Origin of the sequence: Citrobacter rodentium NBRC 105723 = DSM 16636 (genome assembly GCF_021278985.1) — a bacterium.
Taxonomy (GTDB): domain Bacteria; phylum Pseudomonadota; class Gammaproteobacteria; order Enterobacterales; family Enterobacteriaceae; genus Citrobacter_A; species Citrobacter_A rodentium.
The window spans coordinates 171963-186854 of sequence record NZ_CP082833.1; the positions used below are offsets into that span (position 1 = coordinate 171963).

11 protein-coding genes are annotated in these 14892 nt (G+C 56.3%); 9 read left to right on the forward strand and 2 right to left on the reverse strand.

Translation table 11 applies throughout. From position 1 onward, the window contains the following. Positions 1-28: 28 nt before the first annotated feature. Positions 29-412: a DUF4751 family protein gene (locus K7R23_RS00745; protein ID WP_012904452.1), complete on the reverse strand. Its 384-nt coding sequence runs from the start codon at positions 410-412 to the stop codon at positions 29-31. A gap of 404 nt (positions 413-816) precedes the next feature. Between K7R23_RS00745 and polB the strand changes: the two genes are divergently transcribed. The 3 genes from polB to rluA all read left to right on the forward strand — a co-directional run bounded on the left by polB (position 817) and on the right by rluA (position 6944). Further along, positions 817-3168 (forward strand): DNA polymerase II, encoded by a 2352-nt coding sequence (polB, locus tag K7R23_RS00750; RefSeq protein WP_012904451.1) that lies wholly within the window; start codon positions 817-819, stop codon positions 3166-3168. A 198-nt stretch (positions 3169-3366) separates the two neighbouring features. Further along, the gene (rapA, locus tag K7R23_RS00755) at positions 3367-6273 is read left to right on the forward strand and encodes an RNA polymerase-associated protein RapA (RefSeq protein WP_012904450.1); all 2907 of its coding nucleotides are present in this window, start codon (positions 3367-3369) and stop codon (positions 6271-6273) included. A gap of 11 nt (positions 6274-6284) precedes the next feature. Beyond that, positions 6285-6944, forward strand: coding sequence for a bifunctional tRNA pseudouridine(32) synthase/23S rRNA pseudouridine(746) synthase RluA (gene rluA / locus K7R23_RS00760; RefSeq protein WP_012904449.1), 660 nt, complete (start codon positions 6285-6287; stop codon positions 6942-6944). Positions 6945-7053: 109 nt separating this feature from the next. On the opposite strand, the gene djlA is transcribed toward rluA, so the two are convergent. Further along, positions 7054-7869: a co-chaperone DjlA gene (gene djlA / locus K7R23_RS00765; RefSeq protein ID WP_012904448.1), complete on the reverse strand. Its 816-nt coding sequence runs from the start codon at positions 7867-7869 to the stop codon at positions 7054-7056. 254 nt (positions 7870-8123) lie between these two features. On the opposite strand from djlA, the gene lptD reads away from it, so the two are divergent. From lptD to apaH, 6 genes are read left to right on the forward strand one after another with little or no spacing between them, the layout of a single operon-like run. After that, on the forward strand, positions 8124-10481 hold the full coding sequence (gene lptD / locus K7R23_RS00770) for an LPS assembly protein LptD (protein WP_012904447.1): 2358 nt from the start codon (positions 8124-8126) through the stop codon (positions 10479-10481). 53 nt (positions 10482-10534) lie between these two features. Next, positions 10535-11821: a peptidylprolyl isomerase SurA gene (gene surA, locus K7R23_RS00775; protein ID WP_012904446.1), complete on the forward strand. Its 1287-nt coding sequence runs from the start codon at positions 10535-10537 to the stop codon at positions 11819-11821. After that, positions 11821-12810 (forward strand): 4-hydroxythreonine-4-phosphate dehydrogenase PdxA, encoded by a 990-nt coding sequence (gene pdxA, locus K7R23_RS00780; RefSeq protein ID WP_012904445.1) that lies wholly within the window; start codon positions 11821-11823, stop codon positions 12808-12810. Before surA ends, pdxA begins: the two co-directional genes overlap by 1 nt. After that, positions 12807-13628: a 16S rRNA (adenine(1518)-N(6)/adenine(1519)-N(6))-dimethyltransferase RsmA gene (gene rsmA / locus K7R23_RS00785; RefSeq protein WP_012904444.1), complete on the forward strand. Its 822-nt coding sequence runs from the start codon at positions 12807-12809 to the stop codon at positions 13626-13628. The genes pdxA and rsmA overlap by 4 nt, the downstream gene beginning before the upstream one ends. A 2-nt stretch (positions 13629-13630) precedes the next feature. Beyond that, on the forward strand, positions 13631-14008 hold the full coding sequence (gene apaG, locus K7R23_RS00790; protein WP_012904443.1) for a Co2+/Mg2+ efflux protein ApaG: 378 nt from the start codon (positions 13631-13633) through the stop codon (positions 14006-14008). Positions 14009-14018: 10 nt separating this feature from the next. Continuing rightward, positions 14019-14867 carry a bis(5'-nucleosyl)-tetraphosphatase (symmetrical) ApaH gene (gene apaH, locus K7R23_RS00795; RefSeq protein ID WP_012904442.1) on the forward strand — a complete coding sequence of 283 codons (849 nt, stop codon included), beginning with the start codon at positions 14019-14021 and terminating at the stop codon, positions 14865-14867. Positions 14868-14892 lie beyond the last annotated feature (25 nt).

Consider the following 14892-nt stretch of genomic DNA (forward strand, 5'->3'; position numbering starts at 1 on the left):
ATACGCGTCCCGACAGTGGCGCGTATTTTTATTCCGGAACACATTCAGCAAATGTGCTTTTTAGCATAAAACTATTCGGGCTGACGTATTTAATTACATTATCGAAGTATCCACGAACCTCCTCGCCCTCCAGCGAATGAAAGAATATATAATCAGTGATAGTAGACTGCCACTTTTGCCCATGTAAGAAATAATTAATTACCGTATCGCGGTGACCATTTATCCGATCCGTCCCCTGCCAGTGAAAAAACGCATTCCCATCCTCAATGACCTCTGAACGCCATATCTGTCCCGTCCACGTTTTATACTCAATAAACCTGCTTACCGTTTTTAAATAGGGCCTTACAATCAATGTGTTAACAAAGAAATAGTTTAAATAATCGGACTGTTGCATGTGATTACAGACATTCATAAAAATACTCCATTAAAATTAAAAACATCCGTTAGCAGGCAGAGCCTGATATTGCTTTCGCATCTGTAACCCTACTCAAAAACGTGTCGTGGCTGACAAAAAACGCGTTGCCAGCATCTTTTATTATGCAATAAAAGCTTTTTGAATATATTATATTCATGCGAAATAACCGGATGTTTCAAAAGAAAGTTTTACACCTACCGTTAATAGAAATAAAGAAAATTTCATCTTTTTTGTTATTCCGAGAAATAAGTAACAGAATGAATCAGGCATAATTCCGAAATTCACAGCGACGCCTGATACGAACGTTTATTAATGATATTTGCTGTATAACTGTACAAAAAAACAGTATCCACGAAAAAAACAGGTTATACTGATAGCGGGTAACGAAACAGGTACAGGGCGTGGCGCAAGCAGGTTTTATTTTAACCCGGCACTGGCGGGATACGCCGCAGGGTACAGAGATCTCATTCTGGCTGGCGACAGACAGCGGGCCTCTGCTGGCATCGCTCGCGCCGCAGGAGTCCGTCGCGTTTATCCCCGAACAGCATGTTCCGCGGGTAAAATCTCTGCTCGGTAGCGAAAATGGTTTTCGCCTGACGCCGCTCAACCTCAAAGATTTTCACCGCCAGCCGGTTTCCGGCCTCTATTGCCGTTCGCACCGCCAGTTGATGCGTCTGGAAAAGCTGCTGCGCGAAAACGGCGTCACGGTGTATGAAGGCGATGTACGCCCGCCGGAACGCTATCTGATGGAGCGCTTTATCACCGCGCCGGTCTGGGTCGACGGCGAAGCGCGCGACGGCGCGCTCGTCAACGCGCGGCTGAAGCCGCATCCCGATTATCGCCCGCCGCTGCGCTGGCTCTCCCTGGATATTGAAACCACCCGCCACGGCGAACTGTACTGTATCGGGCTGGAAGGCTGCGGCCAGCGCATCGTTTATATGCTCGGTCCGGCAAACGGCGATGCCTCCGGGCTTGATTTTCAGCTTGAGTATGTCACCAGCCGCCCGCAGCTGCTGGAGAAGCTGAACGAATGGATCGCCCGCCACGATCCGGACGTTATCATCGGCTGGAATCTGGTGCAGTTCGATCTGCGTATGCTGCAAAAGCACGCCGAGCGTTACCGTATTCCCCTGCGCTTTGGCCGCGACAGCAGCGAGCTGGAATGGCGCGAACACGGTTTTAAAAATGGCGTTTATTTTGCTCAGGCTAAAGGACGGCTGATTATCGACGGCATTGAAGCGCTAAAATCCGCGTTCTGGAACTTCTCATCATTTTCTCTCGAAGCCGTCTCGCAGGAGCTGCTGGGCGAAGGTAAATCGATCGATAATCCGTGGGATCGCATGGATGAAATCGACAGGCGCTTCGCCGAAGATAAGCCCGCGCTCGCCACCTATAACCTGAAAGACTGCGAGCTGGTGACAAAGATATTTCATAAAACCGAGATCATGCCGTTTCTGTTGGAGCGCGCGACGGTCAACGGGCTGCCTGTCGATCGCCACGGCGGATCTGTCGCCGCCTTCGGGCACCTCTATTTTCCGCGTATGCACCGGGCAGGCTACGTTGCGCCGAATCTCGGCGAGGTGCCGCCGCACGCCAGCCCCGGCGGCTACGTCATGGATTCCCGTCCCGGCTTATACGACTCGGTGCTGGTGCTGGATTATAAAAGCCTCTACCCTTCGATCATTCGCACCTTTTTGATCGACCCGGTCGGTCTGGTTGAAGGGATGGCGCACCCGGACCCGCAGCACAGCACCGAAGGCTTTCTCGATGCCTGGTTCTCGCGTGAAAAGCACTGCCTGCCGGAAATCGTGACCGCTATCTGGCACGGTCGCGATGAGGCCAAACGTCAGGGCAATAAGCCGCTCTCCCAGGCGCTTAAGATCATCATGAACGCTTTCTACGGCGTGTTAGGCACCACCGCCTGCCGCTTCTTCGATCCCCGACTGGCCTCGTCGATCACCATGCGCGGTCATGCGATCATGCGCCAGACCAAAGCGCTGATCGAAGCGCAGGGCTATGACGTGATTTATGGCGATACCGACTCCACCTTCGTCTGGCTGAAGCGCGCCCGTAGCGAAGAAGAGGCCGCGCAAATCGGCCGTTCTCTGGTAGCGCACGTCAACGCCTGGTGGCAACAGGAGCTGCAACGGCAGAATCTTACCAGCGCGCTTGAGCTGGAATATGAAACCCACTTTTGCCGCTTTCTGATGCCCACGATCCGCGGGGCGGATACCGGCAGCAAAAAGCGCTATGCCGGGCTGATTCAGGAAGGCGACGCGCAGAGGATGGTATTTAAGGGGCTGGAAACCGTGCGTACCGACTGGACGCCGCTGGCGCAGCAGTTTCAGCAGGAGCTGTATCTGCGCATTTTTCGTCACGAACCGTATCAGGACTACGTGCGTGAAACGATCGATAAACTGATGGCCGGTGAGCTGGACGACAGGCTGGTCTACCGCAAACGGCTGCGCAGGCCGTTAAGCGAATATCAGCGCAACGTTCCGCCGCACGTCCGCGCCGCGCGTCTCGCGGATGAGGAAAACCTGAAGCGGGGCCGCCCGGCGCAGTATCAGAATCGCGGCACCATTCAGTACCTCTGGACGGTAAACGGCCCTGAGCCGCGGGACTACCAGCGCTCGCCGCTTGATTATGAACACTACCTGACGCGCCAGCTGCAACCCGTCGCCGAAGGCATCCTCCCTTTTATCGACGATAATTTTGCTACACTACTGACAGGACAATTAGGGTTATTTTGACGCGTGACGAATCCGCCGCCATCCATTACCATAGCGCCCTTTCCATTCCTGGACCCAATGAACCTTGCTGCCCACTTAGCATGGCGGCAGGGTCGTTTTACTCTAAATAATTCGGGCGGCAGGCCTGCGGCGACGCGGCCAGCAGCCTGAAGTATGGCGAGTAGTGCCTGCAATTAAAGAGATAGAGCCGAACTAAATATGCCTTTTACACTTGGTCAACGCTGGATAAGCGATACAGAAAGCGAACTGGGACTTGGAACCGTTGTCGCCATGGATGCGCGAACCGTCACCCTGCTTTTCCCTTCTACCGGCGAAAACCGTCTGTATGCGCGCAGTGACTCCCCCGTGACCCGCGTGATGTTCAATCCTGGCGATACCATTACCAACCATGAAGGCTGGCAGCTGCATGTCGAGGAAGTAAAAGAAGAGAACGGCCTGCTTGCCTACATCGGCACCCGTCTCGACACGGAAGAGAACGGCGTAATGCTGCGCGAAGTATTGCTCGACAGTAAGCTAGTGTTCAGCAAACCCCAGGATCGTCTGTTTGCCGGGCAAATCGACCGTATGGACCGGTTCGCCCTGCGCTACCGCGCGCGTAAATTTCAGAGCGAGCAGTACCGTATGCCGTGGAGCGGGCTACGCGGACAGCGCACCAGCCTGATCCCGCACCAGCTCAATATCGCGCATGACGTCGGCCGACGCCATGCGCCGCGCGTTCTGCTGGCGGACGAAGTGGGTCTGGGTAAAACCATTGAAGCCGGGATGATCCTTCATCAGCAGCTTCTCTCCGGCGCGGCGGAACGCGTCCTGATTATTGTGCCGGAAACCTTACAGCACCAGTGGCTGGTGGAGATGCTGCGTCGCTTCAATCTGCGCTTCGCCCTGTTCGACGACGAGCGTTACGCCGAAGCGCAGCACGACGCCTACAACCCGTTTGAAACTGAACAGCTGGTTATCTGCTCGCTGGATTTCGCCCGTCGCAACAAGCAGCGTCTCGAACACCTGTGTGAAGCCGAATGGGATCTGCTGGTCGTTGACGAAGCGCACCACCTGGTGTGGAGCGTGGATGCGCCGAGCCGCGAATACCAGGCGATTGAACAACTGGCGGAACATATCCCCGGCGTCCTGCTGCTCACCGCAACGCCGGAACAGCTGGGTATGGAAAGCCACTTTGCCCGTCTGCGTTTGCTCGATCCTGACCGCTTCCACGATTTCACCCAGTTTGTCGAAGAGCAAAAAAACTATCGTCCGGTCGCCGACGCCGTCGCCATGCTGCTGGCAGGCAACAAGCTCAGTAACGAAGAGCTGAATATGCTGGGCGAGCTGATTGGCGAGCAGGATATCGAACCGCTGCTGCAAGCCGCCAATAGCGATCGCGACGGCGCGCAGAGCGCCCGCGAGGAGCTGGTCTCTATGCTGATGGACCGCCACGGCACCAGCCGCGTGCTGTTCCGTAATACCCGTAACGGCGTCAAAGGCTTCCCGAAGCGCGAACTGCACACCATTAAGCTGCCGCTGCCGACGCAGTATCAGACGGCGATTAAGGTGTCCGGCATTATGGGCGCGCGTAAAAGCGCGGAGGACCGAGCGCGCGATATGCTCTACCCGGAACAGATCTATCAGGAGTTCGAAGGCGATAGCGGCACCTGGTGGAACTTCGACCCGCGCGTGGAGTGGCTGATGGGCTATCTGACCAGCCATCGCTCGCAGAAGGTGCTGGTGATCTGCGCGAAGGCCACGACCGCCCTTCAGCTTGAGCAGGTGCTGCGCGAACGTGAAGGGATCCGCGCCGCCGTGTTCCACGAAGGCATGTCGATTATCGAGCGCGACCGCGCCGCCGCCTGGTTCGGCGAAGAAGACAGCGGCGCGCAGGTGCTGCTGTGCTCGGAGATCGGCTCTGAGGGCCGCAACTTCCAGTTCGCCAGCAACCTGGTGATGTTTGACCTGCCGTTCAACCCGGACCTGCTGGAGCAGCGAATTGGTCGTCTCGACCGCATCGGTCAGGCGCACGATATTCAGATTCATGTGCCTTATCTGGAAAAAACCGCTCAGTCAGTGCTGGTGCGCTGGTATCACGAAGGGCTGGACGCGTTTGAACATACCTGCCCGACCGGTCGCGCCATCTACGATTCGGTCTACCACAATCTGATTGGTTATCTGGCGGCGCCGGAAGAAGCCGACGGTTTTGACGAACTGATCAAAGCCTGCCGCGAACAGCATGAAGCGCTGAAAGCGCAGCTGGAACAGGGGCGCGACCGCCTGCTGGAGATCCACTCCAACGGCGGCGAAAAAGCGCAGAAGCTGGCGGAAAGCATCGAAGAGCAGGATGACGACACCAGTCTGATCGCCTTCGCCATGAACCTGTTTGATATTGTCGGCATTAACCAGGACGATCGCGGCGAGAATTTAATCGTGCTGACGCCATCAGACCACATGCTGGTGCCGGATTTTCCGGGCCTGCCGGAAGACGGCTGCACCATTACCTTTGAACGTGACGTCGCGCTGTCGCGGGAAGACGCTCAGTTTATTACCTGGGAACATCCGCTGATTCGTAACGGGCTGGATCTGATCCTCTCCGGCGATACCGGCAGCAGCACCATTTCCCTGCTGAAGAATAAAGCCCTGCCGGTCGGCACGCTGCTACTGGAACTGGTATATGTGGTGGAAGCGCAGGCGCCGAAGCAATTGCAGCTTAACCGCTTCCTGCCGCCGACGCCGGTGCGTATGCTGCTGGATAAAAATGGCAACAACCTCGCCGCCCAGGTGGAGTTTGAAACCTTTAACCGCCAGCTGAGCGCCGTTAACCGCCACACCGGCAGCAAACTGGTTAACGCCGTACAGCAGGATGTTCACGCGATTCTGCAACAGGGCGAAGCGCAGATTGAGAAATCCGCCCGCGCGCTGATTGAGGCGGCGCGTAATGAGGCCGATGAAAAATTGTCAGCCGAACTGTCGCGTCTGGAAGCGCTGCGCGCCGTTAACCCGAATATCCGCGATGACGAACTCGCAGCGATTGAGAGCAATCGTCAGCAGGTGCTGGAAAGCCTGAGCCAGGCCGGATGGCGTCTGGATGCGTTGCGTCTGATTGTCGTCACGCATCAGTAACGGAGCCGAAGATGGGGATGGAAAACTACAATCCGCCACGGGAGCCGTGGCTGGTCGTGCTCTATCAGGATGAGCATATCATGGTGGTCAACAAGCCGAGCGGCTTGTTGTCCGTGCCGGGGCGTCTTGAGGAGCATAAAGACAGCATCATGACACGTATCCAGCGCGACTATCCGCAAGCCGAGTCGGTACATCGGCTGGATATGGCCACCAGCGGCGTGATTGTAGTGGCGTTAACCAAAGCGGCGGAGCGGGAGCTGAAACGCCAGTTCCGCGAGCGCGAGCCGAAAAAACAGTATGTCGCGCGGGTATGGGGGCATCCCGTCCCCGCGGAAGGCGTGGTGGATTTACCGCTGATCTGCGACTGGCCGAACCGGCCAAAACAGAAAGTGTGCTATGAAACCGGCAAGGCGGCGCAGACCGGCTATGAGGTGGTGGAGTATGCGGCGGACAATACCGCGCGGGTGGTGCTCAAACCGACCACCGGGCGTTCGCACCAGCTGCGGGTGCATATGCTGGCGCTGGGCCACCCTATTCTTGGCGATCGCTTCTACGCCTCGCCAGAAGCGCTGGCAATGGCGCCGCGTCTGTTGCTGCACGCCGAAATGCTGACCATTACCCATCCCGCTTACGGCAACAGCATGACCTTTAAAGCGCCAGCGGATTTTTAGCAAAGCGCCATGTGCCTGATGGCGCTGCGCCTATCAGGCCTACGAAACTGACCCGCAGCCAGCATACCCAGGCCGGATAAGACGCGTGCGTCGCCATCCGGCAATACCTTCACTTAAACCCTTTCTGCTCTTTAATCAGTTCATACGCTTTTTGAATTTCTTGCGCTTTCTGCTTCGCCATCTCCATCATTTCCGGCGGTAACCCCTTGGCCACCAGCTTGTCCGGATGGTGCTCGCTCATCAGTTTACGGTAAGCGCGCTTAATGGTGGTGGCATCGTCGGTGGGCTTCACGCCCAGCACGTTACAGGCATCCTCAAGGGTCGGCCCCCGCTGCGCCTGCTGCCAGCTGCCGCTGCCGGACTGCTGCTGATAGCCGCCGCCAAACTGCGCCCCGCCCTGCATCATGCGCAGGAACTGCTCGAACTGCATGCGGGAAATCCCCAGTTCTTCGGCAATAACGTACAGTACTTCACGTTCGTTCGGATGCAGCGATCCGTCGGCAAACGCCGCCTGGATCTGAATCTCCAGAAACATGCGAATGAGGTCGAAACGACCAAAACAGACGCTGCGAAACTGGCGCATTTTTTCGCGCAGTGGGTAATTGTCTGATTTTCCGACGCGGAACGCATTTTGCGCGGCAGATCGCGATTCGCCGTGCAAATTCATCCGATCCATCAGCACGTTTGCGATATGGATATCCGCTTCGGTAACCCGCCCTTTCGATTTCGTTAAGTGCCCCATCACCTCGAAGGTGGTGGCAAAAAACAGCGCCTGACGTTCGCGCTGATTAGCGAACCACGCCATTTTACGGCTGCGGGCTTTGTCGAACATATGGCCGATCAGCAACCCCAGAACCACGCCCCAGAAGCCGCCGCCCATGATCAGCGCCACGGCTACGCCAATAATTTTACCCCAGTACTGCATAGACTCCCCAATTTGTCACACGCATAGTGAGGCTATGTTCCACAAAACAGAGCGCTTTTGCCGTTATCACAGCCGCGGTCAATTGTGGGACATCGCCTATAATTTGCATTATCATACCTGTCATTCACAGCCGTGACTAACACCACTGACGCGATACCGGCAGGATTAACACTAGCGCTCCGAACATGAGTAAGTTAGGCTGTGGCGGTTTGTCACGCGCGACGCTACTGATGATGGAACAATAAATACAACGTATGAAAAAACGTATTCCCACCCTTCTGGCCACCATGATTGCCACCGCCCTTTACAGTCAACAGGGTCTGGCAGCCAGCCTCGCCTCACAATGTATGTTGGGCGTGCCAAGCTATGACCGTCCTCTGGTACAGGGCGAGACGAACGAACTCCCCGTCACCATCAATGCCGACAGCGCGAAAGGGAACTATCCCGATGACGCGGTATTTACCGGCAACGTGGACATCATGCAGGGCAACAGCCGTCTGCAGGCCGACGAGGTACAGCTCCATCAGAAAGCAGCGCCGGGCCAGCAGGAGCCGATTCGCACCGTCGACGCCCTCGGCAACGTCCATTACGACGATAATCAGGTCATCCTGAAAGGGCCGAAAGGCTGGGCCAACCTGAACACCAAAGACACTAACGTCTGGAAAGGCGACTACCAGATGGTGGGACGTCAGGGCCGCGGTAAAGCCGATCTGATGAAGCAGCGCGGCGAGAACCGCTATACCATCCTTGAGAACGGCAGCTTCACCTCCTGTCTGCCAGGCTCCGATACCTGGAGCGTGGTGGGTAGCGAAGTCATCCACGACCGTGAAGAGCAGGTGGCGGAAATCTGGAACGCCCGCTTTAAGGTCGGACCGGTGCCGATTTTTTACAGCCCTTATCTGCAACTGCCGGTAGGGGATAAACGCCGCTCCGGCTTCCTGATCCCGAACGCGAAATACACCTCGAAGAACTACTTCGAGTTTTATCTCCCCTATTACTGGAACATCGCGCCGAACATGGACGCGACCATTACGCCGCACTATATGCATCGTCGCGGCGGCATTATGTGGGAGAACGAATTCCGTTACCTGAGCCAGGCGGGCGCGGGCCTGATGGAGTTCGACTATCTGAACTCCGACGACGTCTACGAGGACGAACATCCGCAGGATGACAACTCACGCCGCTGGCTGTTTTACTGGCAGCACTCAGGGGTGATGGATCAGGTGTGGCGCTTCAATATCGACTACACCAAGGTCAGCGATCCTACCTACTTTAACGATTTCGATAACAAATACGGTTCCAGTACTGACGGCTACGCCACGCAAAAATTCAGCGTCGGCTACGCGGTGCAGAACTTTGACGCCACCGTATCCTCCAAGCAGTTCCAGGTTTTCGATACAAGAAACAGCAACAGCTATTCTGCACAACCGCAGTTAGACGTTAACTACTACCATAACGACCTCGGTCCGTTCGACACGCGTATCTATGGCCAGGCGGTGCATTTTGTAAACACCAATGACAACAGGCCGGAAGCGACGCGTCTGCATCTGGAGCCGACCATCAACCTGCCGCTGTCGAATGCGTGGGGAAGCCTGAACACCGAAGCGAAGCTGCTGGCGACCCACTACCAGCAGACCAATCTGGACTGGTATAACAATACCTATAAAAACACGCCGCTGGACGATTCCGCCAACCGCGTGATGCCGCAGTTTAAAGTCGACGGGAAAATGGTGTTCGAGCGTGATATGAACATGCTCGCGCCGGGTTATACCCAGACGATGGAGCCGCGCGTTCAGTACCTGTACGTGCCGTACCGCGACCAGAGCAAGATCTACAACTACGACTCGTCTCTGTTGCAGTCTGACTATACCGGCCTGTTCCGCGACCGCACCTACGGCGGCCTCGACCGCATCGCCTCGGCAAACCAGGTCACGACCGGCGTCACATCTCGCGTATATGATGATGCCACCGTTGAACGTTTTAATATTTCTGTTGGTCAAATCTACTATTTCACCGAGTCTCGCACCGGCGATGACAACATTAAATGGGAGAATGATGATCAGAAAGGGTCTCTGGTATGGGCGGGCGACACCTACTGGCGGATTTCCGATCGCTGGGGCCTGCGTGGCGGCATTCAGTACGACACCCGTCTGGACAGCGTCGCGACCAGCAGCTCCAGTATCGAATACCGTCGCGATGAAGACCGTATGCTGCAGTTGAACTACCGTTACGCCAGCCCGGAGTATATCCAGGCTACGCTGCCCAGCTATTATTCAACGGCGGAGCAGTACAGGAACGGTATTTCTCAGATCGGTTCCGTCGCCAGCTGGCCGATTGCCGATCGCTGGTCGATTGTCGGCGCCTACTACTATGATACCAACGTGAACAAACCTGCCGACCAGATGCTGGGTCTGCAATATAACTCCTGCTGTTACGCCATCCGCGTCGGTTACGAACGCAAGCTGAACGGCTGGGATAACGATAAAGAACACGCGGTATATGACAATATCATTGGCTTTAACATCGAACTTCGCGGCCTGAGCTCCAACTACGGTCTCGGCACGACAGAGATGTTGCGTTCCAACATTTTGCCGTATCAAAGCTCTTTGTGATCTGTTTGATTTACCACGTAATCCGCAGTGCGGTTAATAGAAATGGAAAAAGTATGAAGAACTGGAAAACGCTGCTTCTCGGTATCGCCATGATCGCGAATACCAGCTTCGCTGCCCCGCAGGTAGTCGATAAAGTCGCAGCCGTCGTAAATAACGGTGTAGTGCTGGAAAGCGACGTTGACGGCTTAATGCAGTCCGTCAAACTAAACGCAAGCCAGGCGGGTCAACAGCTTCCGGACGACGCCACCCTGCGTCATCAGATTCTGGAACGGCTGATAATGGACCAGATCGTCCTGCAAATGGGTCAGAAGATGGGCGTAAAAATCTCTGACGAACAGCTGGACCAGGCGATTGCCAATATCGCCAGACAGAACAACATGACGCTGGATCAGATGCGCAGCCGTCTGGCCTACGATGGTTTGAACTACTCAACCTATCGCAATCAGATCCGTAAAGAGATGATTATCTCTGAAGTGCGCAACAACGAAGTGCGTCGCCGCGTGACCATCCTGCCGCAGGAAGTCGAAGCGCTGGCGCAGCAGGTGGGCAATCAGAATGATGCCAGTACGGAGCTGAATCTGAGCCACATTCTGATTCCGCTGCCGGAAAACCCAACTTCTGACCAGGTGAGCGAAGCGGAAGCGCAGGCGCGTTCTATCGTCGACCAGGCGCGTAGCGGCAGCGACTTCGGTAAACTGGCGATCGCCTACTCTGCCGACCAGCAGGCGCTGAAAGGCGGCCAGATGGGCTGGGGCCGGATTCAGGAGCTGCCGGGCATTTTCGCCCAGGCGCTGAGCACCGCGAAGAAAGGCGACGTGGTAGGTCCGATTCGTTCCGGCGTCGGTTTCCACATCCTGAAAGTGAACGATATGCGCGGCCAGAATCAGAGCATTTCGGTCACGGAAGTTCACGCGCGTCATATTCTGCTGAAGCCGTCGCCGATCATGACCGATCAGCAGGCGCGTCAGAAGCTTGAGCAGATCGCAGCGGACATCAAGAGCGGTAAAACCACTTTTGCCGCGGCGGCAAAAGAGTTTTCTCAGGATCCGGGTTCTGCTAACCAGGGCGGCGATCTGGGCTGGGCTGCGGCGGACATTTTCGATCCGGCATTCCGCGACGCCTTAACCCGTATGAACAAAGGGCAGATCAGCGCGCCGGTACACTCGTCCTTCGGCTGGCATCTGATCGAACTGCTGGACACCCGTAGCGTTGATAAAACCGACGCCGCGCAGAAAGATCGCGCCTACCGTATGCTGATGAACCGTAAGTTCTCAGAAGAAGCGGCCACCTGGATGCAGGAACAGCGCGCCAGCGCTTACGTTAAAATTCTGAGCAACTAATGACGGTTGCCAGACGCGTCGTCATCACTCCCGGCGAACCCGCCGGGATTGGCCCGGATCTGCTCGTTCAACTGGCGCAACGCGAATGGCCGGTTGAACTGGTGGTCTGCGCCGATCCGACATTACTGACTGAACGGGCAGCGCTGCTCGGTCTGCCCCTCTCACTGCTTCCTTATGCTCCCCACAGCCCGGCGACGCCGCAGGCCGTCGGAACGCTGACCCTGCTGCCGATCGCCCTGCGCGCGTCCGTGACGCCGGGTCGTCTGGCGGTGGAAAACGGCGAGTATGTCGTTCAGACCCTGGCCCGCGCCTGCGACGGCTGTTTACAGGGTGAATTCGCCGCGCTTATTACCGGTCCGGTGCATAAAGGCGTGATCAACGATGCGGGCGTACCGTTCACCGGACATACCGAGTTTTTTGAACAACGCTCGCAGACGAAAAAAGTGGTTATGATGCTGGCCACCGAGGAGCTGCGTGTGGCGCTGGCGACAACGCATCTGCCGCTGCGCGACGTCGCTGACGCCATCACGCCGGAACTGCTGCACGAAGTTATCGGCATTTTGCATCACGATTTACGCAGCAAATTCGGCGTCGCCGATCCGCGAATTCTGGTGTGCGGACTGAATCCTCATGCGGGCGAAGGCGGACATATGGGAACCGAGGAGATCGACACGATCAATCCGGTCCTGGACACTCTGCGCAAGCAGGGGATGAAACTGACCGGCCCGCTGCCCGCAGATACCCTGTTTCAGCCTAAATATCTGCAACAGGCGGATGCGGTGCTGGCAATGTACCACGATCAGGGCCTGCCCGTGCTAAAATACCAGGGCTTTGGCCGCGGCGTGAATATTACGCTGGGCCTGCCCTTTATTCGAACATCGGTTGACCACGGTACCGCCCTTGAACTGGCTGGCCGGGGCGAAGCTGATGTCGGCAGTTTTATTACGGCGCTTAATCTCGCCATCAAAATGATTGTTAACACCCAATGAATAATCGAGTCCATCAGGGCCACTTAGCCCGAAAACGCTTCGGGCAAAACTTTCTCAACGATCAATTTGTGATCGACAGCATTGTTTCCGCCATCAACCCGCAAAAGGGCCAGGCGATGGTTGAAATCGGCCCGGGCCTGGCTGCCCTGACGGAGCCGGTTGGCGAACGGCTTGATCGGCTGACGGTCATCGAGCTTGACCGCGATCTGGCGGCGCGCCTGCAAACCCACCCGTTCCTCGGCCCAAAGCTGACGATTTATCAGCAGGATGCCATGACCATGAACTTCGGCGAACTGGCGGAGAAAATGGGCCAGCCGCTGCGCGTGTTTGGCAACCTGCCGTACAACATCTCCACGCCGCTGATGTTCCACCTGTTTAGCTATACTGATGCCATCGCCGATATGCACTTTATGTTGCAGAAAGAGGTGGTTAATCGTCTGGTTGCAGGACCCAACAGTAAGGCGTATGGTCGTTTAAGCGTGATGGCGCAATATTATTGCAACGTGATCCCGGTACTTGAAGTACCGCCGTCCGCTTTCACGCCGCCGCCAAAAGTTGATTCCGCCGTGGTGCGCCTGGTGCCTCATGCGACAATGCCGTACCCGGTGAAAGATATTCGCGTGTTAAGCCGCATCACCACCGAAGCGTTTAACCAGCGCCGTAAAACGATTCGTAACAGTCTCGGCAATCTGTTTAGCGTAGAGGTGCTGACGGAGCTGGGCGTCGATCCGGCGATGCGCGCGGAGAATATCTCTGTCGCGCAGTACTGCAGGATGGCGAACTATCTGGCAGAAAACGCGCCTTTGAAGGAGAGCTAAGCATGATCAATTCGCCCCGAGTGTGTGTTCAGGTACAAAGCGTCTATATTGAGGCGCAGTCTTCGCCTGAAGATGAACGTTACGTCTTTGCTTATACCGTAACTATCCGCAATCTGGGGCGAGCGCCAGTGCAGCTTTTGGGACGCTACTGGTTGATTACCAACGGTCATGGCCGGGAAACCGAAGTCCAGGGCGAGGGCGTGGTCGGCATGCAGCCGCATATCGCCCCTGGCGAAGAATATCAGTACACCAGCGGCGCGGTTATTGAAACGCCGCTTGGCACTATGCAGGGTCACTACGAGATGATTGATGAGAACGGCGTCGCCTTTACCATCGATATTCCTGTTTTCCGACTCGCCGTTCCTACACTCATTCACTAAAACAATAGCTATGGCAACATACCTTATTGGCGACGTTCACGGTTGCTACGACGAACTGATCGCATTGTTAGACCAGGTAACGTTTACGCCTGAATCCGATACCCTCTGGCTCACCGGCGATTTAGTCGCCCGTGGTCCCGGCTCGCTGGACGTTCTGCGCTTTGTAAAATCGCTCGACGACAGCGTGCGTCTGGTGCTGGGCAACCATGATTTGCATCTGCTGGCGGTCTTTGCCGGCATCAGCCGCAACAAACCAAAGGATCGGTTAAACGCCCTTCTGGAAGCGCCGGACGCAGACGAGCTGCTTAACTGGCTGCGCCGTCAGCCGCTGTTACAGGTCGATGAAGGGAAAAAGCTGGTGATGGCCCATGCGGGCATTACTCCCCAGTGGGATTTGCAGACCGCCAGGGAGTGCGCGCGCGATGTCGAAGCCGTGCTGTCGAGCGACTCCTATCCTTTCTTTCTCGATGCCATGTATGGCGACATGCCGAACAACTGGTCGCCGGAGCTGAGCGGACTTGCGCGCCTGCGCTTTATCACTAACGCGTTTACCCGCATGCGCTACTGCTTCCCGAACGGTCAACTGGATATGTACAGTAAAGAATCGCCGGAAAACGCCCCCGCGCCGCTGAAGCCGTGGTTTGCCATTCCGGGCCCGGTCAGCGAGGAATACAGCATCGTCTTTGGGCACTGGGCATCGCTGGAAGGCAAAGGAACGCCGGAAGGCATTTACGCGCTGGATACCGGCTGCTGCTGGGGCGGGGAACTGACCTGCCTGCGCTGGGAAGATAAGCGCTACTTTGTCCAGCCGTCGAATCGACAGATGGATTTGGGCGAAGGCGAAGCGGTCAACGCCTGATGTTTTATGCCGGATAAGCGAAGCG